This window comes from Pseudomonas sp. P4_C1 (genome assembly GCF_056402155.1).
Map to the genome: position 1 here is coordinate 1 of NZ_JBFUHY010000076.1, position 24,192 is coordinate 24,192.

Genomic DNA, 24,192 nt, shown 5'->3' on the forward strand with positions numbered 1-24,192 from the left:
GATGTACGGATTGCTTCACCCACATGCTCGCTGTAGGCTTACCAAATGGCAAGAACCCACGAAAAAGTAAGTTAGGGAAATATGAGAGCGATCTATACCCCGTCGACCGCAGCCAGTGGTCTGGAAGCAGTACTCAGGCAACTCGAAGGACGCTGGAAACTGGTGATCCTGTTCCACCTCTTCGGAGGCCAGGTGCAGCGTTTTTCCGAGCTCGAAAAGCTGATCCCCGAGATATCCCAGAAGATGCTTGCCCAGCAGTTACGTCAGTTGGAAGTGGATGGCATCGTGCATCGCACCGCCTATCCGCAAGTACCACCTAAGGTCGAATATCGCATGACAGAGTGGGGCCAAGCGCTGTGTCCAGCACTCGATGCACTGTTGAAATGGGCGGAACTACGGGAGACGCTCAAACCAGAAGGTTGAACCAACCAGGATTCACAGCCCAACCGAGAGGCAGCTTCTGGCCGTTTTTGACTTTCGCCACTGGCAGCTTCACGCCCTGAGGAAGCGGTCATTCGCGCAATCGTTGGATCGATGCATGTTTTTCTGCATCGTCAGGCGTGCCACGAACCTATCTCAGGGTGAAGGCTGTTTTGAGCGGTATGGCAATCTTGCGCAAGTTGTCTTTAAGCGTGATATCTACCGTCCAGATACCTGTGGGATCGTCTGGTTCGCCGATGAAATTGATCACGGGGGCGGCGAGGTGCAGGTGATTCGACTCCCCCTTGAGGTGTCCTTGAAAACAAACGATATCTCGCTGATTGATCGACTCTGTACCATCCGGTCTGATGACTTTCAGATCGCACGTTATGTTTGCTTCGTGATTGGCATTCAGTTTCGGGTTTGCAAAAAAAATCAGCGTAAAGATCCATTTACCTTGGGTAGCAACCTTTGCTTTGTTAAATACGGGAATGGTCTCGGGCGAAGTATTCCACTTTTTTTCCCAATCGGGATCGGAGGTGATTAATAGTGAGCCACCAAACTCGCCGACGGATCGTCTTGATTCAGTCCCTGGGTATGGATTGCCATTTGAATCGTTCCAGTAACCGGCATGCACATTTGACCATGCAAGAGACATCGCGATGAAAACGGTGAGCAATCGACGGTTCATGGGCGACTCACTATAAGTGGACGATATAAGTTGCGTAATGTTTGCGCCGTTTGTGTCTGATAACGGGCCTGGTCCATGTGTAATGCCTTGTTCCGCTTGAGTGTAGCGGCAGAAAACGCGACACAGAGTCACGAGAACGAGTGACATGATTTTTGTGTTCGTAAGGCGTCATGAACATGGTGCTCACGGTCCGCTCTTGGCCGGTTTCTGCCGGTTCTCACCGCTCTACCCATGGTCATGGCGTTCGTCGCCGGTGCTGTCCTGCCGTTTCAGGCAACCACCAACGCGGCAGTTGGACGCGCCTTGGGGCATCCGCTCTGGGCAGCCCTTATCTCCCTTGTCATCAGCGCCATCGTGGTGATCGCTGCGCTRCTCATCCTCAAGGTGCAGGCTCCGGACATCGGCCGCGCCTTGCGAGGCGCCTGGTGGGTATGGATCGGGGGGATCCTGGGGGCGATCTATGTCGGCAGCGCGGTCGTTGTAACGCCAAGGCTGGGCGCCAGCGGCTTTATCATCCTGGTCGTCGTCGGACAGATCTTCATTGGACTTTTGATCGACCACTTCGGCTTGATGGGGCTTACCTCGAAACCGGTCACATTCTTGAAGCTGATAGGCGCCGCCATGATTCTCGGGGGCGTCTTCCTTGTTCAAGGCCTGAGCGCGAATGCCGCCTCCCAACCCAAGGAGTCCATCGTACAGCGGTCCATTTCGCAGTAAGGCGGCATCCCGATCTATGGCGAGTGGCGAGCATGCGCCGAAAGGCCTGCGCAATTTCTTCGCCTCGTTTGCGTATCCCTGTGGGAGCGAGCTTGCTCCGGGCGGCGTTCCGACGATAGCGGTGGATCAGTCGCCATCAATGTTGAATGTGCCGACCTCATCGCGAGCAGGCTCGCTCCTACAGTAGACCGGGGCGAACCATGGATTTGTGGTCAATGTGCAACCTGTAGGAGTGAGCCTGCTCGCGAAGAACGATGACACGGTCCACCTGACGGAACACAAGCGCCCTACGGCACTTGCCATGGCCCTTACGTTAACGTAAAGATTGCGCCAGGGCGCCGACGTATGAAGGCGCAGGGCGGATGACCCGGAGCGCTTGATGACGCTAATAAAAACAAACTCCCCCAAACAGCATCGTGAAGCCCGGCTGGCCCGGGAAAAGTTGCACCTGGAAGGCGAAGTGCCGGATGGCGTCCTGCGAGCGGAAATCGATGCCTCGTGGCGACGCAGCCTGAGCCATGGCGTGCATTTCAATGCCAAGCACGAGCTGGCACTGGAATCGAGTGCCAGCCTCGACGTGTTGTTGGCCAGCAATCGCTTATTGATCGACGCCGCGTTGCCGGCCATCGATTACCTGGCCGAGCGTCAGGGCAAGGAAGGGCTGATCATCCTCGCCAACTCCGACGCCACCATCCTCGCCGTCGAAGGCCGCGCCGACCGTCTCAAGGGCAGCGGCCTGCAGGACATCACCCTCGGCGCCTGCTGGAGCGAAGCGGTACGCGGCACCAACGCCCTCGGCACGGCGCTGGTGGAGGCCCGGCCGACCCTGATCGATTGCGGCGAACATTATCTGGATCGCCTCAGTGATTTTTCTTGCACTTCGGTGCCGATCCATTGCCCCCAGGGCGACATTCTTGGCGTCCTCGACCTGACCCGCGAAGGCCCGCTCGGCCGCGCCCACGACAGCACTGCGCTGCTGGCCATGGCGGTCAGCCAGATCGAAAGCCGGGTGTTCAACGCCAGCTATCCGGACGAAATCGTCCTCGCCTTCCACAGCCGCAGGCAGTATCTGGAATCCCCGTGGCAAGGCTTGCTGGCGGTGAGCCTCGGCGGGCAGATCCTCGCGGTCAGCGCCCAGGCCTGTCAGTTGCTCCGCGCCGAGCGTTCGGCCCTGATCGGTCGGCGCTGCGAGGAGTTTCTCGGTGTCGACGGCCTGCAATTGTTGGCGCGCCTGCATCAGGGCGGGGCCGGCAGCCTGCAAACCGCCAAGGGAGAATTCTTCTACAAAACCCTGCGCGCGCCGCAACGCTCGATCAACGTCAGCAGCTCGCCGCGCACTGCGGTGAAAACTGCCAAGGCACAACCGGATCTGGAAGCGCTGGCCGGCAGCAATACACGCTATGCCCGTGCCTTGCGCATGGCCCGTCAAGGCCTGGCCAATGAGCTACCCGTCTTGTTGCTGGGCGAAACCGGCACCGGTAAAGAGGTTATCGCCCGCGCCCTGCACATGGCCGGAGCGCGCTGCGACAAACCCTTCGTGGCAGTGAACTGCGCGGCCATCCCCGAAGGCCTGATCGAGTCCGAACTGTTCGGCTATCGCGAAGGCGCGTTCACCGGTTCACGCCGGGGCGGCATGGTCGGGCGCCTGCAGCAGGCCCATGGCGGCACCTTGTTCCTCGATGAGATCGGCGACATGCCCCTGGCCTTGCAGGCCCGACTGTTGCGGGTATTGCAGGATCGCAAGGTCGCGCCCCTGGGCGCAGGGGAAGAGCAGGACATCGACGTCGCGCTGATCTGCGCCACCCACCGCGACCTCAAGCGTCTGGTGGAAGAAAAACACTTTCGCGAGGACCTGTTCTACCGGGTCAACGGCATCAGCGTGATGCTCCCGGCCCTGCGCGAACGCGAAGATTTCGCCGCGCTGGTCAGCCGCATGCTGACGACACTGGGCGCCCCCAACGCGGTCCTGCACGACGACCTGAATCGCTTGCTCGGCGGTTATCACTGGCCGGGCAACATCCGCCAACTGGAGATGGTCCTGCGCACCGCGCTGGCCATGCGCGAACCGGGTGAAACCGTGCTGACCCTCGACCACTTGCCCGACAGCATGCTCGACGAGTTGACCGCCAGCGAACGCCCCCAGGCCGGCAGCATCCGGGAAAACGAACTGGAGCTGATTCGCCAGTCCCTGGACACGCATCAGGGCAACGTCTCGGCCGCCGCCGACGCCCTGGGCATCAGCCGCGCGACCCTGTATCGCAAGCTCAAACAGTTGCGTTCGTGATGCAGCGCTTGATCGTTCGGCTGATCGACAGCCAGAACCCCGAGGCGCTGCAAGCGTCACTGCACTGGCTGTACAGCTTCGTGCGCCCCCATCGTCTGGCGATTGCCGGGCTGCTGGGCCTGTCGGTCTGCGCCTCGCTGTTGGTGCTGGTGCAACCCTGGCTGACCAAACTGCTGATCGACGATGGCCTGTTGGCGCGCAACTTCCCGATGCTGGTATTGATCGCCGGGCTGATGATCGTTGCCGGGTTGCTGGGCACGGCGCTGTCGGGCATCAACCGCTACCTGCACACGCGCCTCTCCGGGCGCATGCTGTTTGCCTTGCGCGACGACCTGTACCGGCATTTGCAAACTCTGTCGCCGAGCTTCTACGGCCAGCGGCGCATCGGCGACCTGATGTCGCGCCTCGATGGCGACGTCGCGGAAATCCAGCGATTCGCCGTGGACTCGCTGTTCTCGGCGGTGTCGAGTGTGATCGGTCTGGTGGTTGCCATCGCGATGCTGTTGACGTTGTCGTGGAAACTCTCGCTGCTGGCGGTGGTGCTGATTCCCCTCGATGTCCTCTGGCTGCGCTGGATGCGGCGCAAGGTCGAGCGCGATGTGCGGCAGTTGCGCGAGCGTTCGGCGGACATGTCGTCGTTCATGGTCGAGACGCTGCCGGTGATGAAGTTCATCCAGTCCGCCGGCCAGCAACAGCGCGAAGCGCGGCGCCTTGAGACGCTGGGGCAGGGCTACATGAGCCAGTTGCTGCGCCTGCAAGTCACCGAGTTTTTCACCCAGGCCGTGCCCGGCACCCTGACCTCGCTGTCCCGGGCCTGCGCATTCTTGATCGGCGGTTACTGGGTGGTGCAGGGCACCTGGCAGCTCGGCGCCCTGATTGCGTTTTCCACCTACCTGGGCATGGCCGTGGGGCCGGTGCAGAGCTTGCTCGGACTCTACGTTGCCATTCAGCGGATGACCGTCAGCCTCGGCCGGGTCATGGAGTTGCGCGGCGAACAACCGACCGTGTCGACGCCCGCCACGCCACGCCCGATGCCGAATGGCGGCGACCTCTGGTTCGACAACGTGCACTTCGCCCATCCCGGTCGCCAATCGACCCTGCGCGGTATCGAAGCGCGGATTCCCTACGGTTTGAAAGTGGCCCTCAGCGGCGGCTCAGGCGTGGGTAAATCCACTCTGATCGACCTGCTGCAACGTCATCACGATCCGCAATCGGGCCGGGTCCTGCTGGGTGACGTCGATCTGCGCGAACTGGATCTGTTCCAGCTGCGTCGGCGCATTGCGATCGTCAGCCAGGACATCGTGCTGTTTCGCGGCAGCCTCGCCGACAACCTGGCCTACGCGATGCCTGACGCCAGCCGCGAGGCGATTGCTGACGTGGCGCGACTGGCGCAACTCGACGGCCTGATCGAGTTGTTGCCCGAAGGTCTCGACAGTCCGTTGGGCGAGCGCGGTCAGCAGTTGTCCGGCGGGCAGAAGCAACGCATCGCGATTGCCCGGGCGCTGTTGCAGGACCCTTTGATCCTGGTGCTAGATGAAGCGACTTCCGCGGTGGATGAAGCCACCGAGCGTGAGGTCATTGACGCCATCGACCGTCTGTTTGCCGGGCGTACGCGCATCCTGATCAGCCATCGTCCCTCAACCCTTGCCGATGCCGACCTGCGTTTCGAATTGCTCGACGGCGTGCTGACCTCGAAAACGGTGCTGCATGAAACCTGAGTTACGCATTGGTGTGGTGGACAGCGGCCACTCGACGGCACAACGGGTGCGGGTGATCGCCGGTCGGCGCTTTGCATTGCTCGAAGACGGCCTGGCCGAGGGCGACTTGCGCGACGATCCGTTGGGGCATGGCAGTGCGGTGATCGAGGCGATCGGCCGGCGCGCACCCTCGGCGCTGTTTTGCGTGGCGCAGGTGTTCGACCAGCGCGGTGTCACCAGCGCCTTGCAGATCGCCACGGCGATTGACTGGTTGCTGGCGCAAAACGTGCGACTGATCAATTTGAGCCTCGGCTTGCGCCAGGATCGCAGCCTGTTGCGCGCAGCCTGCGCGGCAGCGGTGGCACGGGGCGTGCTGCTGTGTGCATCGAGTCCGGCCCAGGGGGAAGGCGTGTTTCCGGCCAACTATCCGCAGGTGTTGCGGGTGACCGGCGATGCGCGCTGCGCCGAGCAGGAGTGGTCGTGGCTCAACAGCGCCCAGGCGGATTTCGCCGCGTGTGTACAGGGCACCTATCCGGGGCAATCCGGGGCGAGTCTCGGTTGTGCTGCGTTGAGCGGGCACATCGCCGGGTTCTTCGCCGAACAGCCTGGCGCCAGCAATGAGCAAGTCGTCGAGTGGTTGCGTGAGCATGCCCGTTACCGTGGTCCTGAACGGCGCTTCGGGCCATGACGGACATCGTCATTCTGGGCGCCGGACCGGCGGGAGCCGCCGTCGCGCTGGGGTTACGGCGGCTGGGTCATGGCGTCACGCTGATCAGCGAATGGCGCCGGTTTGCCGCGCTCGAAGGCGTGTCCGTGCGGGTTCTGGAAGCCTTGCGCAGCGCGGGCCTGCATCAGGCGTTGGCGCAAGCGGCGCTGCCTTCTCAACGCCAGGTCTCGTGGAATGGTCAGCACCATGCACAAAACATCGAGTACTTGCTCGACCGCCCGGTGTTTGACCGAGGCCTGCGCGAAGATTTGCGCCTGGCGGGGGTTGAGCTGATCGAAGGCCGGGTGCTGACGGTTCAGTCATCAGTCAATGGTCACCGAATCGAAATCGACGGCTGCGAACCACTGCTCGCTCCGTTTCTCGTCGAGGCCCGCGGACGTCAGGCCCCCGCTATCGGCAAAGGATTGCGTGGACCCGAGACCGTCAGCTTGCTCAATCGCTGGCAAGGTTCGCCGGGCAGCACCGCCAGCGCCGTGGAAAGCCTCGAGGATGGCTGGGCATGGATGGCACGGCGCGCCGACGGCCAGTGTTACTGGCAATGGACAGTGGACGTGGCCAGCGCCGGGTTGCCGGGCAAGTCCATGTTGCTCGATTACTGCCGACAGCGGCGCCATGGTTCGAAGCTGGCCGTCGCATTTTTTGCCGGCGAAGCGGAGTGTGATCTACAACTGCACGCCCGCAGCAGCACGGCGATTCTGAGCCCGCAGGTGTGTGGCGAAAACTGGATTCGGGTCGGCGATGCGGCAATGGCCGTCGACCCGCTGTCGGGCAACGGGATCTTTCAGTCGTTGTCTTCTGCGTTGCAGGCGCCGGCGGTGATCAACACGCTGCTGTGCAAACCTGAACGAGCGGCTCTGGCCCAGCGTTTTCACCAGCAGCGGGTGGAACAGTTGTTTTTGCGGTTTGCGCGGATCGGCCGGGATTTTTATGCCGATGAGCAGCGCTGGCTGGATCAGCCGTTCTGGCAGGCACGACGGAACTGGCCGGACGCCGAGGTGGCTCATGCCGCGGTGGATTTTGCGGCACTGAAAATCGAACGGGCGCCGGTGTTGCGTGAAGGTTTCGTCGATGAGGCCGAGGTGGTGATCACGGCGGATCAGCCGTTGGGCATCTGGCATGTGGATGGGGTTGAGGTGGCGCCGTTGGTGCGGCGATTGCGTAGCGAGCCGGCGGAGCAGGCGTTGGCCGGTTTGACGGTGGAGCAGGGGCGGATGGTTCGCAGCTGGTTGCTGGGTCAAGGTTTCAAACCCTGAATGAACGACGTCCGGATACGGCGAAAAAGCCTGTTCTCCCAGCGCAAAGCATCGTAATTTACGCGCCATAACAACAAGGATTTTTGGGGTGTAAGTGGGAGCCTATCGTCTGCTATTGGCCGTTCTGGTGGCCGTTTCTCATATGGGCAAGACGTTCATGGGGCTAAACCCCGGCGTGATTGCCGTGATTTCCTTCCTGATCATCAGCGGTTTCGTGATGACTTCGCTGATCGAGCGCAACTACAAGGCGCCGGAGAAAGTCGCCCTGTTTTACCTGGACCGGGCCCTGCGGCTCTACCCTCAATTCCTGTTCTACTTCGTTGTTTCCTGTGCGGTGATCTATTTCCTGCTGCCCGGCACGCCTCAAGCCGCCGAGCTGACGCTGCGCAACATCGCCGCAAGTCTGACTATTGTGCCCCTCGGCTTCTACATGTTCGGAGCGGCGGGATCGTGGATTTTGCCGCCAGCCTGGTCTCTGGGGCTTGAGATGTGCTTCTACCTGGTGTTCCCTTTCCTGATCATCTACAGGACGCGGGGCATCGCGTTTGCTCTATCCGTCGTCGTCTTCATGGCCGCGTGCCTGGGATTCATCAACACCGACCTGTACGGCTACCGTCTATTGCCGGGCGTGCTGTTCATGTTCCTGTGCGGCAGCTATCTGTACAAAGCGCAGCCGAAGGGTTTAGCGATCGCTGCCGGCACCACCGTGGTGGCGGCCCTGATGTTTGCGGCCATCATGGCGGGATGGATAGAGCGCCGACCGTTCAATGCCGAAGTGACCGCCGGCATAGCGCTGGGCGTGCCCGCCGTGTACCTGCTGACAAAGCTCAAGTTTCACCGGATTGACGAGTTCCTCGGCAATATCAGCTACGGCGTGTTCCTGAATCACTTTGTGGTGATGTACTTCCTGCACGCTATCTGGTCGGTTGCCTACGATGGGGCCATTGTTGCAACGGTGCTGGCTTTGTCGTTGCTGCTCAGCGGCGTTTCGTACTACTGCGTCGAACGGCCGGCCCTGCAGCTTCGTCACGCGCTTCGGGCCGGCGCAAAATATAGGGTGGGTCAACCGCAGGACCGCGAAGCAGCGGCATAGTGGCTGGGGGGCGCCTTCGCGGGCAAGCCCGCGAAAGCGGACTAAAGAACGCCGCAAATCACAACTTGATCAACACCGACTTCAGCTCGGTGTAATGCTCGATCGCCGCATACCCCATCTCACGCCCGACCCCGGACATCTTGTAGCCGCCGAACGGCAGCGCCGGGTCCAGGGCGCTGTGGCAGTTGACCCACACCGAGCCTGACTTGATGCGCACAATCATCCGGTGCACCGCCGCCAGGTCATTGGACCAGATACTCGCTCCCAACCCGTAAGGGCTGTCATTGGCCATGCGCAGAGCGTCGGCTTCGTCATCGAACGGGATGGCCACCAGCACCGGGCCGAAGATTTCTTCCTGCACCAGTGAGTGTTTCTGATCGACATCGACGATCACCGTCGGCTTGACGAAGAACCCCGGCCCGAACTGCTCACCACCACAGGCAATGGTCGCACCGCTTTCCCGGCCCTTTTCGATGTAGCCGTAGACGCGCTCCTGCTGGCGCGCCGAGATCAACGGGCCCATTTCGACGCTCGGGTCCAGGCCGTTGCCCAGTTTCATGGCGTTGGCGATGTCGCTGATGTCCGCCACCACATTGTCGAAATGCTTGCGCTGCACATACAGCCTGGAACCTGCGCAACAGACCTGGCCCTGATTGAAGAAAATCGCGCTGGCAGCCCCGGCCGCAGCGGTTTTCAGGTCGGCGTCGGCCATGACGATGGTCGGCGATTTACCGCCCAGTTCCAGGGTGACCCGGGTCATGGAGTCCATGGCGATCTTGCCGATCTGCTTGCCCACGGCGGTGGAACCGGTGAAAGTCAGCTTGTCCACCAGCGGGTTGTGAGTCAGGGCCGAGCCGGCAGTGATGCCGGTGCCGGTAACCACGTTGAACACGCCTTCGGGATACCCGGCTTCCAGCACCAGCTCGGCGAGTTTCAGTGCGGTCAGCGGGGTTTCGTCGGCGGGTTTGAGCACCACGGTGCAGCCGGTGGCCAGGGCCGGACCGAGTTTCCAGCAGGCCAGCAGCAGCGGGAAATTCCAGGCGACGATGGCACCGACCACGCCCACCGCTTCGCGACGTATGAAGCTGTGGAACTGATCGTTGGGCATCAGCGGTGCCGACACGTCAACCGTGGAACCTTCGATCTTGGTCGCCCAACCGGCCATGTAGCGCAGGAAGTCGATGGCCAGTTGCACGTCCATCATCTGGGCCACGGCCGCGCTTTTACCGTTGTTCAGGCATTCCAGTTGCGCCAGAAGCTCGGCGTCGCGCTGCATCAGCTCGGCGAGCTTCCACAGCAGGTTCTGCCGCTCCCGGGGACGGGTGCGGGTCCAGGCCGAATCGTCGAACGCCTGGCGGGCGGCAAGCACCGCGCGGTCGACGTCCGCAGGCGTTGCCCGTGGCACCACGCACAGCACTTCGCCGGTGGCCGGGTTGTGCAGGGGCATGGTCTGGCCGTCGGCGGCCTCGACCCAGTCACCGCCGATCAGCATGCGCGGGGCGCGTTGGATGAACGCCGAAGTGGCGGGAAGCACGTTTGGGAGCGACATTGGCGAGGCCTCTTGTTGTTCGTGAGAACCGGGCTTTCGCAATGGCTGTGCCAGTTGTGCTTTTTCGGCCCGAAGGCCCGATCCAGTGGGGTGACAGATATTTTTCGGGTCACCGTGGGATCGATAAACGTCGCAAATTGCGACGACGTGAGACGTCCCGAACAAAATGCACATCCGGAACGTAATGCTTTTTGTAGGAGCGAGCCTGCTCGCGATGAACTAAAGAGCACTGCGTTTAGCCGGCAAGCACGCGTAATCGTTAACGACCATCGCGAGCAGGCTCGCTCCTACAGAAAGCTATGCTTGTCTCAGGCTGAAACAGTTGTCGCGAAATTAAACGTGGAACGCAGACGATACGATTGGCAAAACACCGACCTTTATCGGCAAATCATTGATTCATATAAATATTCATAAGCTGGCACGCTCTGTGTATTGCACATCTCAGACGTTTCTCTTGCCTCCGTCAGCGGATCAACGCCGGCGGCAGAAACCATAAAAACGATAAGCCACAACAATAAGAACGCACCGTGCGAGGTTCGACGTTGATGAAGAGAAAACTCCGATCAGGCATGAGCGCCAGCCTGCTGGCCGTAGCCGCTTGTGTAGCGCTGCATTCGCCTCATAGCCTGGCAGCCCGCGACGCCCAGACCATCCTCAAGGAAACCTGTCAGGGCTGTCACACCCCCGAAGCCGATAACGCCCTCAGCCGCATCAGCCACCAGCGCAAAACGCCGGAAGGCTGGTTGATGAGCATCGCCCGCATGCAGACCATGCACGGCTTGCAGATCAGCGATGACGACCGCCGCACGCTGGTCAAGTACCTGGCCGACACCCAGGGCCTGGCGCCGAGCGAAACCGACGGCGTGCGCTATGCGCTGGAGCGTCGGCTCAATACCGTCGAACACTTCGACGACCCAACCCGCCAGATGTGCGGCCGCTGCCACTCCGGTGCGCGGGTCGCCCTGCAACGGCGGCCGGCGCAGGAGTGGGAACGCCTGGTGAACTTCCACCTCGGTCAGTGGCCGTCCCTGGAGTATCAGGCGCTGGCCCGGGACCGCGACTGGTTCGACATCGCCCGCAAGGACATGGTGCCGCTGCTGGCCAAGCGTTATCCGCTGGACAACCCGGCCTGGAAAAAATGGCAGAGCGTGGCGCCAAAGGCCGGTGCCCTGGTGGGTGACTGGAGCTTCAGCGGCCACTTGCCGGGCAAGGGTGAGCTGGCCGGTATCATGAGCGTAACCGCCGATGGCAGCGACACCTTCAAGGTCAGCGTCAAAGGCCAGTACGCCGACGGTAGCCCGTTCAATGGCGACGGCAGTGCGATTCTCTACACCGGCTACGAATGGCGCGGCAACGTGACCATCGATGGCGTGACCATGCGCCAGGTGTTCGCCGCCCAAGGCAATGCGATGCTGGGCCGGATGTTCGAGGCCGAGCACGATGAGCGTGGTCTGGACTTCGTTGCCGCCAGGCAGGGCTCCCAGCGTTTGCTGGCGGTGCAGCCGGGCTATCTGAAAGCCGGCAGCGAAACTGAAGTGACCCTGATTGGCAGTGGCCTGACCGGCAAGCCGGACTTCGGCAAAGGTGTGGAAGTGGTTGAAGTCGTCTCGCAGAGCCCGGAGCAGATCAAAGTCAGACTCAAGGCCGCCGCCAATGCCCAGCCGGGTGCGCGCGTGGTCAGCGTCGGCACGCTGAAAGGCCCGAGCCTGTCGGTGTACAGCAAGATCGCTTCGGTCAAAGTGGTGCCGGAATTCTCGGTAGCGCGGATCGGCGAGGGCGGTGGTTCGACGCCGAAAGTCCAGGGCCGTTTCGACGCGGAAGCCTGGGGCAAGGGCGCCGACGGCAAGCCGTATCGCATCGGCGTGTTCCCGGCGCAATGGAAAGTCGAAGCCTTCGACGACCGCGCCAAGGAAGACGAAGACGTCAAGTTCGCCGGCACCATGCAGGCCGACGCCGGCGTGTTCACTCCAGGCGATGCCGGGCCGAACCCGGCACGCAAGATGTCCACCAACAATGCCGGCAACCTCAAGGTGATCGCCGCCGTCGACGACGCAGGGAAATCCCTGACCGGCGAAGGCCACATGATCGTGACCGTGCAACGCTGGAACAATCCACCCATTCCGTGATGTTGAAACGTGAGCTTGGCTGAAAACGCTTTCAGACACTTTTCGGAATGACCGCAAGCCCCGCAATCCGGGGCCTGCACAGGAGGTTGGCAATGGGCGCTATCTTGAATCTGGTCGAACGCAACCTGCACGAAGTGCACGTTGATGCCGACCGCATGCTGTTTCACATCCCCAGCAGTTCGCTGTTCGCCAGCGATGAACTGACGGGCACCATCATCGATACCCTGCGCGGCCCCGGCTGCTCCTCGGACGACCTGATCCAGCGCCTGGCCGCACGTTTCAACGGCGAGGAAATCACCGAGACCCTGCGCGAGTTGATGGCCCTGGAACTGGTCAGCGACGGCTCGCCGCTGACCCCGGACATCGCCACCAAACGGGTCGAGCGCACGGCGATCAACACCGTGGTGCTCAACGTCAACACCGGCTGCAACCTGAGCTGCACCTATTGCTACAAGGAAGACCTCGACAAGCCGTCGGCGGGCAAGAAGATGGACGTGGAAACGGCGATTGCCTCGGTGGAAATGCTGCTGCGCGAATCCCCGGATGAAGAGCGCTTCACCGTGGTGTTCTTCGGCGGTGAACCGCTGAGCAACCGCAAGCTGATCGAGTACATGGTCGACTATTGCGAGAAGCGTTTTCGCGACGCCGGCAAGTTCGTCGAGTTCGTGATGACCACCAACGCCACGCTGCTCACCGAAGAAACCGTGGACTACCTCAACGCCCACCGCTTTGGTTTGTCGGTGAGCATCGACGGGCCGAAAACCGTGCACGACCGCAACCGCATCACCGTGGGCGGGCAGGGCACCTACGACGTGGTGCGGCGCAAGGCCGAGATGCTGCTGTCACGCTACAACAGTCGTCCGGTGGGCGCGCGGGTGACCCTGACCACAGGTGTGACCGACGTCGAAACCATCTGGGATCACCTGTTCAACGAACTGGGTTTCGCCGAAGTCGGCTTCGCCCCGGCGACCTCTGGCGACATCAGTAGCTTCAACCTCACCAGCGATGAACTGGTGCAGGTGTTCGCCAACATGAAGGCCCTCGGTCGTCGTTACCTGGAGGCGGCGCTGGAACACCGCAACATCGGTTTCTCCAACCTGCACCAGCTCATCACCGACATCCACGAAGGCCACAAGAAAGCCCTGCCGTGCGGCGCGGGCCTGAAGATGCTGGCCGTGGATCACAAGGGCGAGCTGAACCTGTGCCACCGCTTTACCGGTTCGAGTCTGCCGACCTTCGGCAACGTCCACAGCGGCGTGAAACAGATTGAGTTGAACGACTTCCTGTCCCAGCGCCTGGACCGCACCAACACCGGCTGCGAAGACTGCCAGATCCGCAACCTGTGTTCCGGCGGCTGCTACCACGAGAGCTACGCCCGCTACGGCGACCCGACGCACCCGACCTATCACTACTGCGAACTGATGCGTGACTGGGTCGACTTCGGCATCGAGGTCTACACCCGGATCATGGCCAATAACCCTGCGTTCATCAGCAGCTACATCACTCCGCGCAAGGCTCACTGATATGAAACATCTCAAGGCAATCAATAACAAAGCGTTGAAGCTGGATCAGGCCGCGGATGAAAACCGCATTGAAGAAGTGGTGGCCATGAGTTCCGTGGCGGGCTGTGCCTCGACCACCGACCCGGGCTGGGAAATCGACGCGTTTGGCGGTGTGTCGTCGCTGTGCCAGCCGATGGAGGCCGACCTCTACGGTTGCTCCGACCCTTGCTGGTGGCCGGCCCAGGTGCCCGACATGATGAGCACCTACCCGGACTGGAACAAGGATGCCCAGGCGTCCAACGACAACTGGCGCAACCTCGGCACTGTCTTCCCCAAAGACAAGTGATCACAGAAGAAGGATTCCAGCATGCACAACATCAAAGCCTGCGGCCTGGCCGCGTTCGCCGTCCTGAGCAGCTGTTCGGTCAGTGTTCTGGCCGATGAAAACACCGCACTGCAAGACGGTCACGAATACATGTTGACCACCAACTACCCGAACAACCTGCACGTGATCGACCTGGCCACCGACACCCTGTTCAAGACCTGCAAGATGCCCGACGCCTTCGGCCCCGGCACCGTGCAGCTGTCGCCGGACCGCAAGACCGCCTACGTGCTGAACAATCACTATGCGGATGTCTATGGTGTCGAACTGGACAACTGCAAGCAGGTGTTCCACGCCAGCATCACCCGGAAGCCGGGGGAAAAAGCGCGCTCGATGTTCGCCTTCACCCTCAGCCACGATGGTAAAGAGCTGTACACCGTCGCCAACCCGACGTTGATGATGAACGACCGCTACGAAGTGCAGCAGCCACGACTCGACGTGTACAAGACCGACGCTGGCATGGACGCCAAGCCTGTGCGCAGCTTCCCGGCGCCGCGCCAGTTGACCATCATGCAGAGCGGTGACGACGGCACGCTGTACGTGGCGGGGGCGGATGTCTACAAGGTCAATGTGCAAACCGGCAAGTTCGACGTGCTGATCCCCAGCCGTCACTGGAAACGCCCGAGCTACAGCGCGCCGGACGTGCTCTACGTGTGGAACCAGCAGACGTATCGGCATGACTTCTCKCTGCTCTACACAGCGGCGAAGTTCAAGGACAAGAAACAGGACCCGGCCACCGCCGAATACCTGTACGGCCTGTTCAGCGTCGACCTGAAGACCGGCAAGACCGAAACCACCGATTTCGGCCCTTTGACGGAGATCTACTTCAGCGGCATGCGCTCGCCGAAGGATCCGAACCTGATGTTTGGCGTGCTCAACCGCCTGGCCAAGTACGACATCAAGCAGAAGAAAATGCTCCAGTCCGCCACGCTCGATCACTCCTACTACTGCATTTCCTTCAACAAGGACGGCAGCAAGATTTACCTGGCGGGAACCTTCAACGACGTGGCGATCTTCGATGCCGACAGCCTGAAACAGACGGGCAGCATCAAGTTGCCGGGCGGAGATATGGCGATTACCACGGCGCAGATTTTTGTCCGGTAGTTGCGGCGCCTGAGCTGACGCCTTCGCGGGCAAGCCCGCTCCCACAGTGGATTCACAGTGTGATCACGATTGTGTGAACACCGCTGAACCCTGTGGGAGCGAGCTTGCTCGCGATGGGGCCCTCAAAAACACCGCAAAATAGCAAAAATCAAACCCCCGGCACCGGACACCCCAAATCCCCCTCCTGACACTTCAGGTAAGTCTTGAACATCTCCACCCGCGCCTTGGTCAATTCAGTCACGCAATTGCCGTAGATCAGCGGATACACACTCCCGCCTTCCACCCCGGACGCCGAGAACCTGCACTCGGCATCGCGGAACGCAATCCACGACCGCTGCGCACTCACCAACTGTTTCTTGCTGTCCGGGTTGCTCTTGAGGCGCGAAGTGATCTGCTGGTACAGCGCATTCAGTTCCTTGTCGGCGGCCGCATGCTGCTGCGCCGCGCACTGGTTCATCGTCGCCTGGTCGTCGCAGTCCACGGCGAACGACATGGAGGTGAACATCAGGGGCGTCAGCACCAATAGTAGGCGTGGGTTCATGCCGGAGTGCTCGCTGTGACCGAATGAGAGATGCAGTGTAGCGCCGAGGGGCATTCAGCCCGCTACGCTTGCCATTGCGCGTGTTTTTCCACCGAATCGTATTCCAGCCATGGCACGTCATGGGCCGTCCAGATATGCGCCTGGGGCGTCATCTGCGGATCGGTATCCAGTGTCGCTACCCGAACGATCACATGGGGCTGGGCCAATCGCTCCGCCATCAAGTGTGAACCGCAGGCCGAACAGAAATGCCGAAACTTGCCCGGTGACGATTCGTAGCTCGTCAGCAGATCTTGCCCCTTGATCCAGTGAAAGTGCTCGCGCATCACCCCGGCGGTCGATGCAAAAGCCGCTGCGTGTGCCTTGCGGCAGGTTTGGCAATGGCAGTGGCTGACGGGCATGTCGAGGCTATCGAGTTGGTATTCGATGGCTTTGCACAGGCAACTGCCGCGCAGGTTTTTCATGGCGCTATCCTTTTCGATGCTTTTTCGAGGGAGAACGTTTGCAGTTTCGGCCCTCTGATTTTGTGATTGCCCCAGAACTATCCGCGCAAATGCAATCGAATGTCTCGAGCATGGTTGATTGCACATCCCGATTGGTACAACTTTAGGGTTGATCGTGTGGTCTTACTGACTACTGTTCAAGTACAGGAGGTGACTTATGAACCCAGCATCTGATCGCATCGAAAGGAAAATCCTGCTCAAGGCCAAGCGTTCACAGGTCTGGCGCGTGCTGGCCAATGCCGAAATGTTCGGACAGTGGTTTGGCGTGGCGCTGGAGGGCAAGCGTTTTGTGGCAGGCGAGTGGACTCAGGGGCAGGTTACCTACCCCGGTTATGAGCATTTGCGCTGGAATGTACTGGTGGAGCGAGTCGAGCCGGAACGGCTGTTTTCGTTTCGCTGGCACCCTTATGCCGTGAGACCGGAAGTCGATTACTCCCAGGAGCCCACCACACTGGTGAAATTCGAGCTCGAAGACATGGACAACGGCACGTTGCTCAAGGTCTCCGAGTCCGGTTTCGATCACATTCCCCAGGCCCGTCGCGAAAGGGCTTTCCGCATGGACAGTCGTGGCTGGGAAGAGCAAATGAACAATATCGAGCAGTTTTTGATCGACAATGCCAAGTCCCACGAGCAACAGAGTGGCTCAAGTCGGCTCGAAACCTGAGGCGTTTAAGGGTTTCGGAAGGAGGTTTATAGCGAATGTCTTACACGCGATGGTAGCGATGTCGCCTGTTACAAATTGGATCCGATGCGTATTCTCGCCTCACCCACTGAAGCACAGGATGTGCTCAGGATCATGGATGATCGACCATCTGCAAGGAACGCTACGACAAGGAGTCGTCATGGTCTTGGAAAAACCCGCTTCGGCGGGTTTTTTTTTGCGCGCATGAAAAGTCATGGCGGCAGGAACCTGGTTTCCGCCGCCATTTTTTTCACTGTCGGTCGAGTTTCGCCGCCGCGCGCTCGGTGATCTGCGCCCGCAGCTTCAACGAGCCGGCAGCCCGCTGGCGAGCCTCCTCCAGCACACTGGCCGGGGCCGTCTCGGGGCTGCCTGCGCTAAACGGTGGGGCCGGGGCGTATTCCAGTTGCAGCTGCACCAGCTCGGCGGTGGCCTGGTCGAACAGCTCGGCGGCCAGGGTCAGGGCGAAGTCGATACCGGCGGTGATGCCGCCACCGGTCAACAGATTGCCGTCGCGAACCACCCGGTCTTTCACCGCGATTGCGCCCAGCGGCTTGAGCAGTTCGTGATACGCCCAGTGAGTGGTGGCGCGTTTACCCTTGAGCAATCCCGCCGCGCCCAGCACCAGCGCGCCGGTGCACACCGACGTGATGTAGCGGGCGTTGGTGGCCTGTGCCTTGAGAAAGTCCAGGGTCTGGTCATCTTCCATCAACGGCCCGACGCCACTGCCACCGGGCACGCAGATCACGTCCAGTGCCGGGCAATCATCGAAGGTGGTGGTAGGTTTCAACAGCAGGCCGGTGCTGGCGGTGACCGGCATCAGGTCTTTCCAGATCAGATGCACTTTCACATCCGGCAGCGAGGCCAGCACGTCATAAGGGCCGGTCAGGTCCAGCTGCTGAACCTGTGGAAACAACAGAAAACCGATCTGCAACGTCATGGTGTTTTTCTCGTGAAGTGGGTGGACGGTTTGACTGTAGGTCCGTAGGCTTTGGCGCACACGCCAATATCCCCACGAATTACGCCAAATGTCGAAAACCATCCATGTACTCGCTTTCGCCAACGTGCAATTGCTCGACGTCACCGGGCCGCTGCAGGTATTCGCTTCGGCCAACGACATTGCCCGTCAGCAAGGCCTGCCGCGACCCTACGCGCCGACGGTGATTGCCAGCGGCGGCGGGGCGGTGATGTCGTCGGCGGGGTTGGCGCTGTTGGCCGAACCATTGCCGGATGGGGGCAGCGATACTCTGATCATCGCCGGTGGCTGGGGTGTTTACGCAGCGGCGCAAGATGCGCCGTTGGTCGCCTGGGTGCGCGAACATGCCCATGGCTGCCGGCGGGTTTCTTCGGTGTGCACCGGTGCGTTTCTGCTGGCGGCCAGCGGCTGGCTCGATGGCCGGCGCGTGGTCACCCACTGGACCCGTTGCGAGCAACTGGCGCAGCAGCACCCGCGCTTGCAGGTCGAGCCCAATCCGATCTTCATCAACGACGGTCCGGTCTGGACCTCGGCCGGAGTGACTGCCGGTATCGACCTGGCATTGGCCATGGTCGAACAGGACCTGGGACGCAACATGGCCCTGGAGGTCGCCCGGCAACTGGTGGTGTTTCTCAAGCGTCCGGGTGGCCAGTCGCAATTCAGCGTAACCCTGTCCCTGCAACAGGAAGGCAACCGTTTCGACGAACTTCACGCCTGGATCAGCGAAAACCTGACCCACGACCTGGGCATCCCGACCCTGGCCTTGCAGGCCGGCATGAGCGAACGCAGCTTCGTGCGCCACTACCGCGCCGACACCGGCCAGACCCCGGCCCGGGCCATCGAACTGATCCGCGTCGAAACCGCACGGCGTTTGCTCAGCGACACCGGTGTGCCGATCAAACGGGTGGCGGTGCAATGCGGCTTCGGCAGCGAAGAAACCCTGCGCCGCAGTTTCCTGCGGGCCATGGGCGTGACACCGCAGGCTTATCGGGAGCGGTTTTCGGTCAGTGTTGCGGCAGATCCGGTGTCCAGTTCACGTCAGGCTTCAACTTCCGCCAGCTGATTGAAATACTTCGCCCGATCCGGCGTAAACGTCACTACCATCCCGGTTCGCGAGCAGGTCAGCGCCCGTTCTTCGCTCAAATCAACATCCAGATCTTCCCCACGCAACCCTTGCCACTGTGCGAGGTATTTGAGGGAACCATATTTTTCGAGTTTCTTAAGACTGCGGCTGACGCCACCTTTCCAGCCCAGTACCGGCAACTCGCCGGCGAGGCACTGACGGGCGAGGTCGGGGAAACGGGCGGCGCGCTGGCGGCCGACTTCCCAGCATTTGATCAGGCCTTTGTCGTCGGCCTCCCAGAGTTCTTCGCGGTTCAAGCCGGTTCGGAGTGGGGAGTCGATGCTGCGTTGGATGCGTTGGGTCATTCTGGTTCCTTGAATTCGGGTGGTTCCGGACAGCTCCGCTGTACCCGTGGAGCAAGGATGTTAGGTGGGGATGTAGTGGCTGGCAACCGGGTATTTCCTGCGAAATGGCAGGGAATTGTTGATAACAGGTCGGACTCAGGCCTACACACTCCCTCGCCACAATTGATTGGTGTACGCCGGCCATTGTGGGAGCGGGCTTGCCCGCGAAGGGGCCTTCACATTCAACCAACAATTCCACGCTTCCCCCGCATTCAGCCGTTATGGCAACGTGCAGTCCCCTGATGAGACCTGTCCCATGGCAAACCCCTATCGCGAATTGTTCCAAGCCCCCGGCAGCGGCGCATTCGTGCTGGCCGGGATGATCGCGCGCATGCCGATTTCCATGACCGGCATCGGCCTGATCACCATGCTTTCGCAGTTGCAGGGTGGCTACGCAATGGCCGGCGCGGTGGCGGCGACCTTCGCCTTGGCCACGGCGTTTTGCGCGCCGCAGGTCTCGCGGCTGGTGGATCGGTATGGCCAGGGGCGGATTCTGCCGGTGGCGGCGTTGCTGGGCGGTGGGGCACTGTTGCTGCTGTTGCTGTGCACGCGGTTGCAGGCGCCGCACTGGACGCTGTTTGTCTTCGCCGCGCTGGCCGGTTGCATGCCGAGCATGTCGGCGATGGTGCGGGCGCGCTGGACCGAGGTGTATCGCGGCTGCCCCGAGTTGCAGACCGCCTACGCCCTGGAGTCGGTGCTGGACGAAGTCTGTTTCATCGTCGGGCCACCACTGTCGGTGGGGTTGTGCGTGGTGGCATTCCCCGAGGCCGGGCCGCTGGCGGCCTTGCTGGCGCTGGCCATCGGCGTCACCGCGTTCGTGTTGCAGCGCAGCACGGAGCCGCCAGTGCATCCCCATGAAGAACATCACCAGGGCTCGATCATCCGCTCTCGCGACATTCAGTTGCTGATGCTGTTGATGGTGGCCATGGGCACCATCGTCGGCGTGGTGGACGTGGTCAGCGTCGCCTTCGCCCAGCAGCAGGGCCAACCAGCGGCGGCGAGCATCGTGCTGTCGGTGTACGCCATCGGCTCATGCCTGGCCGGGTTGGCGTTCGGCGCACTGCGCTCGAAAGTGCCGCTGGCACGCCTGTTCCTGTACGGCGGGGTAGCGACGGCGGTGACCACCTTGCCGTTGCTGCTGGCGGTGAACATTTTCGGCTTGTCCCTGGCGGTGTTTGTCGCCGGCCTGTTTTTTGCCCCCACGCTGATTGTCGCCATGGCCCTGGTGGAGCAGATCGTGCCGCCGGCCAAACTCACCGAAGGCCTGACCTGGCTGGTCACCGGCCTGAGCATCGGCGTGGCGATCGGCGCCGCCGGCTCCGGCTGGCTGGTGGACGCCTTCGGCGCACGCAGCGGGTTCTGGCTGGCGATTGCGGCGGGGGCGGTGGTGCTCGGTTCCGCGATCCCGAGCTATCGCCATCTGAAATGAAGATCCATTGCTGGAAAACAGCCCCCCCTGTGGGAGCGAGCTTGCTCGCGATAGCGGAGTATCAGTCTAAATCATCAGTGCCTGACACACCGTCATCGCGAGCAAGCTCGCTCCCACAGGTTGTCTTGCACTGACTCAGATAACTAAGGCGGATCAAGCCGATCCAGCGCCCGATTCACCGCCAGTTCCCCGAGCATGATCACCTGCGCAATCCCCAACAGCGCATGGCGACTTGTCCCCTGCAGATGATCCACCAGATCGTTGGCCATGACATTGGCCGAAGCCAGCGATTCGCACGCATGCACCAGCAGGGTTTCGGTACTGAGTTCGGGATTGACGATGAACATGGAGCTGGGTTTGCGCGGGGTGGCCATGATGTTGGGGCCCGGGTTGAGGTCGTAATCGAGGGCGCGCTCGGCGGCTTCGTGGAATTGTTTTGAGTCGGGGCTTTCGTACGGGGATGCCGGGTCGGAGTCCGGCGGATTTGGAGTAACTTTGAACATGATTTGGGTCCTGTAAGTATGAGCTACCACCGCTTCTCTACTAATAAGAAGGGTGGTAGCTGTGCGCAGGTTAGTAGACCGGGGACCCAAGGAGCCGGCGCGCCCGAGGGCGCCCTGCACACAGCCACCATAAAGTGCAGGGATGGGATACCTGACTGTTTGATGGGCTATGCGCCTTGAGTAACCACGGGCTACTAAACCCGATCACTGACAATCAGTGACCCGAACCAAGTTACCGACACCCCCCAAGGCGCACAAGCCGGCGGATTCTGGCGTACCTGTAGGCAACGGCGCAAGGCGTTGTGGCTTTCACGAAGTAACCTGTAGGCCGCTTAAACAGGCGCTATCGAGTGATTGTTAACTTGCTGTTTTGCCTTGTCAGAGAGCGTTGGAATCCTCGGAATCGGCAGGAAAAATCCTACGAAAGTTTGCGGTTGGCCGTCGGAAGAACAGCCCTTACGATCTGACGTTACGCATTGGTCGGTTTGGCAAATGACACTTCATCTTGCGATCGACGACAGCGCCCCCGATACCGATTAGACTGCTACCCGTAGACCCCGGAGGCCATTATGAGCGCCGAACTTTCCCCCATCGTTTCAGAGTTTGAGACCAAAGAGCAGGCCGCCAGCTATGACCGTTGGTTCCGCGCCAAGGTGCAAGCTTCGATTGACGACCCGCGCCCGAATGTCCCGCATGATCAGGTGATGGCTGATATGCGTGCCCTCATCGAGTCAAAGCGCAACAAGCACGATGCTGGTTGAGTGGCGGCCCGAAGCTCGGGCCGAACTCTGGCAAATCCTGAACTACATTGGCGACCGAAACTTCGTAGCGGCCAGCGAGCTATTTCAAGCCATTGAGGCTGCTACATCGGCCCTTCCCGAACATCCCTACCTTTATCGATTCGGTCGAGTACCCGGCACTCGGGAGATTGTCGTGCATCCCAACTACCTGGTGGTCTACCGAGTGATGGATCGAATCGAGATATTGAGCGTGTTGCATGCTCGGCAGGAATATCCCTGATCCATGGGGGACGTGTTCGGTCCGTTCACCCATCGGCAGGTGGCTTGCGAGTGGCTCGCCTGTGCAGTGAGCGTGGGCGCATTTGTGTTTCAGCAATGTTCACGGCTGAAGGCATAAACCACAGGCCTCGGGCGCGGGCGGCAGCGGGGCCCATCTTCCGCATCCCGTATCGGCTATGTATTATCGGTTTCGGCCCGATGCTGCCCGCCGCTCGCTCCCGCTGGGAAAGGTGAAAGCATCTCCTCCTCATACGAACCCTGTCGCCTCTCTTGACGGTCGAGGTTTGGCAATGCGAGCACCAAGGCATCTCGGCTACAGGAGCAGCCATGTTTTCAATCGAGCAAGCCAAGCAAATGGCCAAACAGTTGCGCGCCTCGCTGGAGGAACGCAATCAAGCGGTGACCCATTCCACCGCGCTGGAACTGGTCGCGCAGCAACTGGGCTACAAGGACTGGAACACCGCGTCGGCGATGCTTGCCCAGGCCAACACCCCGCCAGCGCCGAGCATTACCTTCGATAAACCCATCCCCATTTTGCGCAGTTTCGACGAAGCCAAGGCGCGGGAGTTCTATCTGGATTTCCTAGGCTTTAGCGTCGAGTTCGAGCATCGTTTCGAGGCGGATTTGCCGCTGTACCTGGGCATCAGTCGCGACGGGCTGCAACTGCATCTTTCCGAGCACCACGGCGATGCCAGCCCGGGCTCGACGGTGTTCGTGCCCATGCAAAACATCGAACTGCTCAGGGACGAATTGCAGGGCAAGCGCTACGGCTACGGACGTCCGGATATTGTTCAGCAGGGCTGGGGCAAGGAGCTGCAAGTCCACGACCCGTTCGGCAACCGGATTCGCTTCTGCCAGTATTGATCAGGCGGTGCGGACCAGGGCGACCCGGTCCGCTTTGAACCACCCAGTATTAAGGACGGACACGGCATGACCACGCAGGACACTTCGCTTCAAGACATCGCCGCGCCCGAAGGCGTTTGTTATGGCTGCGGCAGCCAGAACTCGCACGGGCTGCACATCAAGAGCTTCTGGCATGAAGACGGGGTGCATGTCATGGCGCAGCATTTGCCGGATGACAAGTATTGCGGCTGGCCGGATCTGGTTTACGGCGGTTTGATCGCGATGCTGGTGGATTGTCATTCCAACTGGGCCGCGATGGCTTATCACTACCGGGCAGAGCAGCGCGAAGTGGGCAGCTCGCCCCACATCACCTGCGTCACCGGTAACCTGGGCATCAAGTTCATCAAGCCCACCCCGATGGGCGTACCCCTGACACTGCGTGCCAAAGTCGAGGGCGATGTCGGGCGCAAATGTCGGGTCATTTGCGAGGTCTTCGCCGGGGATGTCCTGACCGCTGTCGGGGATTCCGTTTTTGTCCGCGTCGATACCGGGCAACTCAGGGCCGCCGCGCACAGCCATACGTTGAAAGCAGAAAACGGAACCGGGTCGCTGTAGCCAGTTGAGTCCAGCGGCGACCACAAGACCGCCATCGCGAGCAGGCTCGCTCCCACAATGGACCGGTGTTCACAG

At 61.1% G+C, this 24,192-nt stretch carries 25 protein-coding genes; 18 read left to right on the plus strand and 7 right to left on the minus strand.

The features are described 5' to 3' along the window. Positions 1–81 precede the first annotated feature (81 nt). Entirely contained in the window at positions 82–423 is a 342-nt protein-coding gene (locus AC1DU9_RS25085) for a winged helix-turn-helix transcriptional regulator (RefSeq protein WP_223462419.1), read from the plus strand. 148 nt (positions 424–571) lie between these two features. On the opposite strand, the gene AC1DU9_RS25090 is transcribed toward AC1DU9_RS25085, so the two are convergent. Further along, positions 572–1,111: a hypothetical protein gene (locus AC1DU9_RS25090; protein WP_477810941.1), complete on the minus strand. Its 540-nt coding sequence runs from the start codon at positions 1,109–1,111 to the stop codon at positions 572–574. A 231-nt stretch (positions 1,112–1,342) separates the two neighbouring features. Here AC1DU9_RS25090 and AC1DU9_RS25095 point away from each other — a divergent pair, with 231 nt between their 5' ends. The 6 genes from AC1DU9_RS25095 to AC1DU9_RS25120 all read left to right on the plus strand — a co-directional run bounded on the left by AC1DU9_RS25095 (position 1,343) and on the right by AC1DU9_RS25120 (position 8,882). Further along, complete coding sequence (locus tag AC1DU9_RS25095) at positions 1,343–1,828, plus strand: DMT family transporter (protein WP_477810942.1); 486 nt, start codon at positions 1,343–1,345, stop codon at positions 1,826–1,828. 379 nt (positions 1,829–2,207) lie between these two features. Further along, the gene (locus tag AC1DU9_RS25100) at positions 2,208–4,112 is read left to right on the plus strand and encodes a sigma-54-dependent Fis family transcriptional regulator (protein ID WP_477810943.1); all 1,905 of its coding nucleotides are present in this window, start codon (positions 2,208–2,210) and stop codon (positions 4,110–4,112) included. Continuing rightward, on the plus strand, positions 4,112–5,830 hold the full coding sequence (locus AC1DU9_RS25105) for an ABC transporter ATP-binding protein (RefSeq protein WP_477810944.1): 1,719 nt from the start codon (positions 4,112–4,114) through the stop codon (positions 5,828–5,830). The genes AC1DU9_RS25100 and AC1DU9_RS25105 overlap by 1 nt, the downstream gene beginning before the upstream one ends. Beyond that, complete coding sequence (qhpE, locus tag AC1DU9_RS25110) at positions 5,820–6,497, plus strand: subtilisin-like serine protease QhpE (protein ID WP_477810945.1); 678 nt, start codon at positions 5,820–5,822, stop codon at positions 6,495–6,497. Before AC1DU9_RS25105 ends, qhpE begins: the two co-directional genes overlap by 11 nt. Next, complete coding sequence (gene qhpG, locus AC1DU9_RS25115; RefSeq protein WP_477810946.1) at positions 6,494–7,789, plus strand: flavin-dependent monooxygenase QhpG; 1,296 nt, start codon at positions 6,494–6,496, stop codon at positions 7,787–7,789. The genes qhpE and qhpG overlap by 4 nt, the downstream gene beginning before the upstream one ends. A 94-nt stretch (positions 7,790–7,883) precedes the next feature. Next, positions 7,884–8,882, plus strand: coding sequence for an acyltransferase family protein (locus AC1DU9_RS25120; protein ID WP_477810947.1), 999 nt, complete (start codon positions 7,884–7,886; stop codon positions 8,880–8,882). Positions 8,883–8,940: 58 nt separating this feature from the next. Here AC1DU9_RS25120 and AC1DU9_RS25125 read toward each other — a convergent pair whose 3' ends face one another. Then, positions 8,941–10,431: an aldehyde dehydrogenase family protein gene (locus AC1DU9_RS25125; RefSeq protein ID WP_477810948.1), complete on the minus strand. Its 1,491-nt coding sequence runs from the start codon at positions 10,429–10,431 to the stop codon at positions 8,941–8,943. Between the two features lie 545 nt (positions 10,432–10,976). Here AC1DU9_RS25125 and peaA point away from each other — a divergent pair. The 4 genes from peaA to peaD all read left to right on the plus strand — a co-directional run bounded on the left by peaA (position 10,977) and on the right by peaD (position 15,545). Beyond that, the gene (peaA, locus tag AC1DU9_RS25130; protein ID WP_477810949.1) at positions 10,977–12,557 is read left to right on the plus strand and encodes a quinohemoprotein amine dehydrogenase subunit alpha; all 1,581 of its coding nucleotides are present in this window, start codon (positions 10,977–10,979) and stop codon (positions 12,555–12,557) included. A 92-nt stretch (positions 12,558–12,649) separates the two neighbouring features. Further along, a complete protein-coding gene (gene peaB, locus AC1DU9_RS25135) occupies positions 12,650–14,080 on the plus strand; it encodes a quinohemoprotein amine dehydrogenase maturation protein (protein ID WP_477810950.1) in 1,431 nt (476 codons plus the stop codon). 1 nt (position 14,081) lies between these two features. Then, complete coding sequence (gene qhpC, locus AC1DU9_RS25140; RefSeq protein ID WP_008016081.1) at positions 14,082–14,405, plus strand: quinohemoprotein amine dehydrogenase subunit gamma; 324 nt, start codon at positions 14,082–14,084, stop codon at positions 14,403–14,405. Between the two features lie 21 nt (positions 14,406–14,426). Then, positions 14,427–15,545 (plus strand): quinohemoprotein amine dehydrogenase subunit beta, encoded by a 1,119-nt coding sequence (gene peaD, locus AC1DU9_RS25145; RefSeq protein WP_477810951.1) that lies wholly within the window; start codon positions 14,427–14,429, stop codon positions 15,543–15,545. 148 nt (positions 15,546–15,693) lie between these two features. On the opposite strand, the gene AC1DU9_RS25150 is transcribed toward peaD, so the two are convergent. Together AC1DU9_RS25150 and AC1DU9_RS25155 are read right to left on the minus strand one after the other, a co-directional pair. Next, positions 15,694–16,086 (minus strand): lysozyme inhibitor LprI family protein, encoded by a 393-nt coding sequence (locus AC1DU9_RS25150; RefSeq protein ID WP_477810952.1) that lies wholly within the window; start codon positions 16,084–16,086, stop codon positions 15,694–15,696. A gap of 62 nt (positions 16,087–16,148) precedes the next feature. Beyond that, positions 16,149–16,547, minus strand: coding sequence for a GFA family protein (locus tag AC1DU9_RS25155; RefSeq protein ID WP_477810953.1), 399 nt, complete (start codon positions 16,545–16,547; stop codon positions 16,149–16,151). 196 nt (positions 16,548–16,743) lie between these two features. Between AC1DU9_RS25155 and AC1DU9_RS25160 the strand changes: the two genes are divergently transcribed. Beyond that, positions 16,744–17,250 carry an SRPBCC family protein gene (locus AC1DU9_RS25160; RefSeq protein WP_477810954.1) on the plus strand — a complete coding sequence of 169 codons (507 nt, stop codon included), beginning with the start codon at positions 16,744–16,746 and terminating at the stop codon, positions 17,248–17,250. Between the two features lie 268 nt (positions 17,251–17,518). Here the strand turns inward: AC1DU9_RS25160 and inhA are convergent, their stop codons facing one another. Further along, entirely contained in the window at positions 17,519–18,205 is a 687-nt protein-coding gene (gene inhA / locus AC1DU9_RS25165) for an isonitrile hydratase (protein WP_477810955.1), read from the minus strand. 88 nt (positions 18,206–18,293) lie between these two features. On the opposite strand from inhA, the gene AC1DU9_RS25170 reads away from it, so the two are divergent. Beyond that, positions 18,294–19,304 carry a GlxA family transcriptional regulator gene (locus tag AC1DU9_RS25170; RefSeq protein ID WP_477810956.1) on the plus strand — a complete coding sequence of 337 codons (1,011 nt, stop codon included), beginning with the start codon at positions 18,294–18,296 and terminating at the stop codon, positions 19,302–19,304. Here AC1DU9_RS25170 and AC1DU9_RS25175 read toward each other — a convergent pair. Beyond that, positions 19,280–19,669, minus strand: a complete 390-nt coding sequence (locus AC1DU9_RS25175) for a hypothetical protein (RefSeq protein WP_477810957.1) — start codon at positions 19,667–19,669, stop codon at positions 19,280–19,282. The genes AC1DU9_RS25170 and AC1DU9_RS25175 overlap by 25 nt on opposite strands. A gap of 295 nt (positions 19,670–19,964) precedes the next feature. Here AC1DU9_RS25175 and AC1DU9_RS25180 point away from each other — a divergent pair, with 295 nt between their 5' ends. Beyond that, entirely contained in the window at positions 19,965–21,137 is a 1,173-nt protein-coding gene (locus AC1DU9_RS25180) for an MFS transporter (RefSeq protein ID WP_477810958.1), read from the plus strand. Between the two features lie 143 nt (positions 21,138–21,280). Here the strand turns inward: AC1DU9_RS25180 and AC1DU9_RS25185 are convergent, their stop codons facing one another. Continuing rightward, entirely contained in the window at positions 21,281–21,640 is a 360-nt protein-coding gene (locus AC1DU9_RS25185; RefSeq protein ID WP_477810959.1) for a DUF6124 family protein, read from the minus strand. Between the two features lie 569 nt (positions 21,641–22,209). On the opposite strand from AC1DU9_RS25185, the gene relB reads away from it, so the two are divergent. The 4 genes from relB (at position 22,210) to AC1DU9_RS25205 (ending at position 24,117) form a co-directional block, all read left to right on the plus strand. Beyond that, positions 22,210–22,401: a type II toxin-antitoxin system RelB family antitoxin gene (gene relB, locus AC1DU9_RS25190; RefSeq protein ID WP_223462398.1), complete on the plus strand. Its 192-nt coding sequence runs from the start codon at positions 22,210–22,212 to the stop codon at positions 22,399–22,401. Continuing rightward, positions 22,391–22,660 carry a type II toxin-antitoxin system RelE/ParE family toxin gene (locus AC1DU9_RS25195; protein WP_116581481.1) on the plus strand — a complete coding sequence of 90 codons (270 nt, stop codon included), beginning with the start codon at positions 22,391–22,393 and terminating at the stop codon, positions 22,658–22,660. The genes relB and AC1DU9_RS25195 overlap by 11 nt, the downstream gene beginning before the upstream one ends. Before the next feature lie 326 nt (positions 22,661–22,986). Continuing rightward, the gene (locus tag AC1DU9_RS25200) at positions 22,987–23,523 is read left to right on the plus strand and encodes a glyoxalase superfamily protein (protein WP_223462397.1); all 537 of its coding nucleotides are present in this window, start codon (positions 22,987–22,989) and stop codon (positions 23,521–23,523) included. 66 nt (positions 23,524–23,589) lie between these two features. Continuing rightward, the gene (locus AC1DU9_RS25205) at positions 23,590–24,117 is read left to right on the plus strand and encodes a PaaI family thioesterase (protein WP_223462396.1); all 528 of its coding nucleotides are present in this window, start codon (positions 23,590–23,592) and stop codon (positions 24,115–24,117) included. Positions 24,118–24,192: the final 75 nt, after the last annotated feature.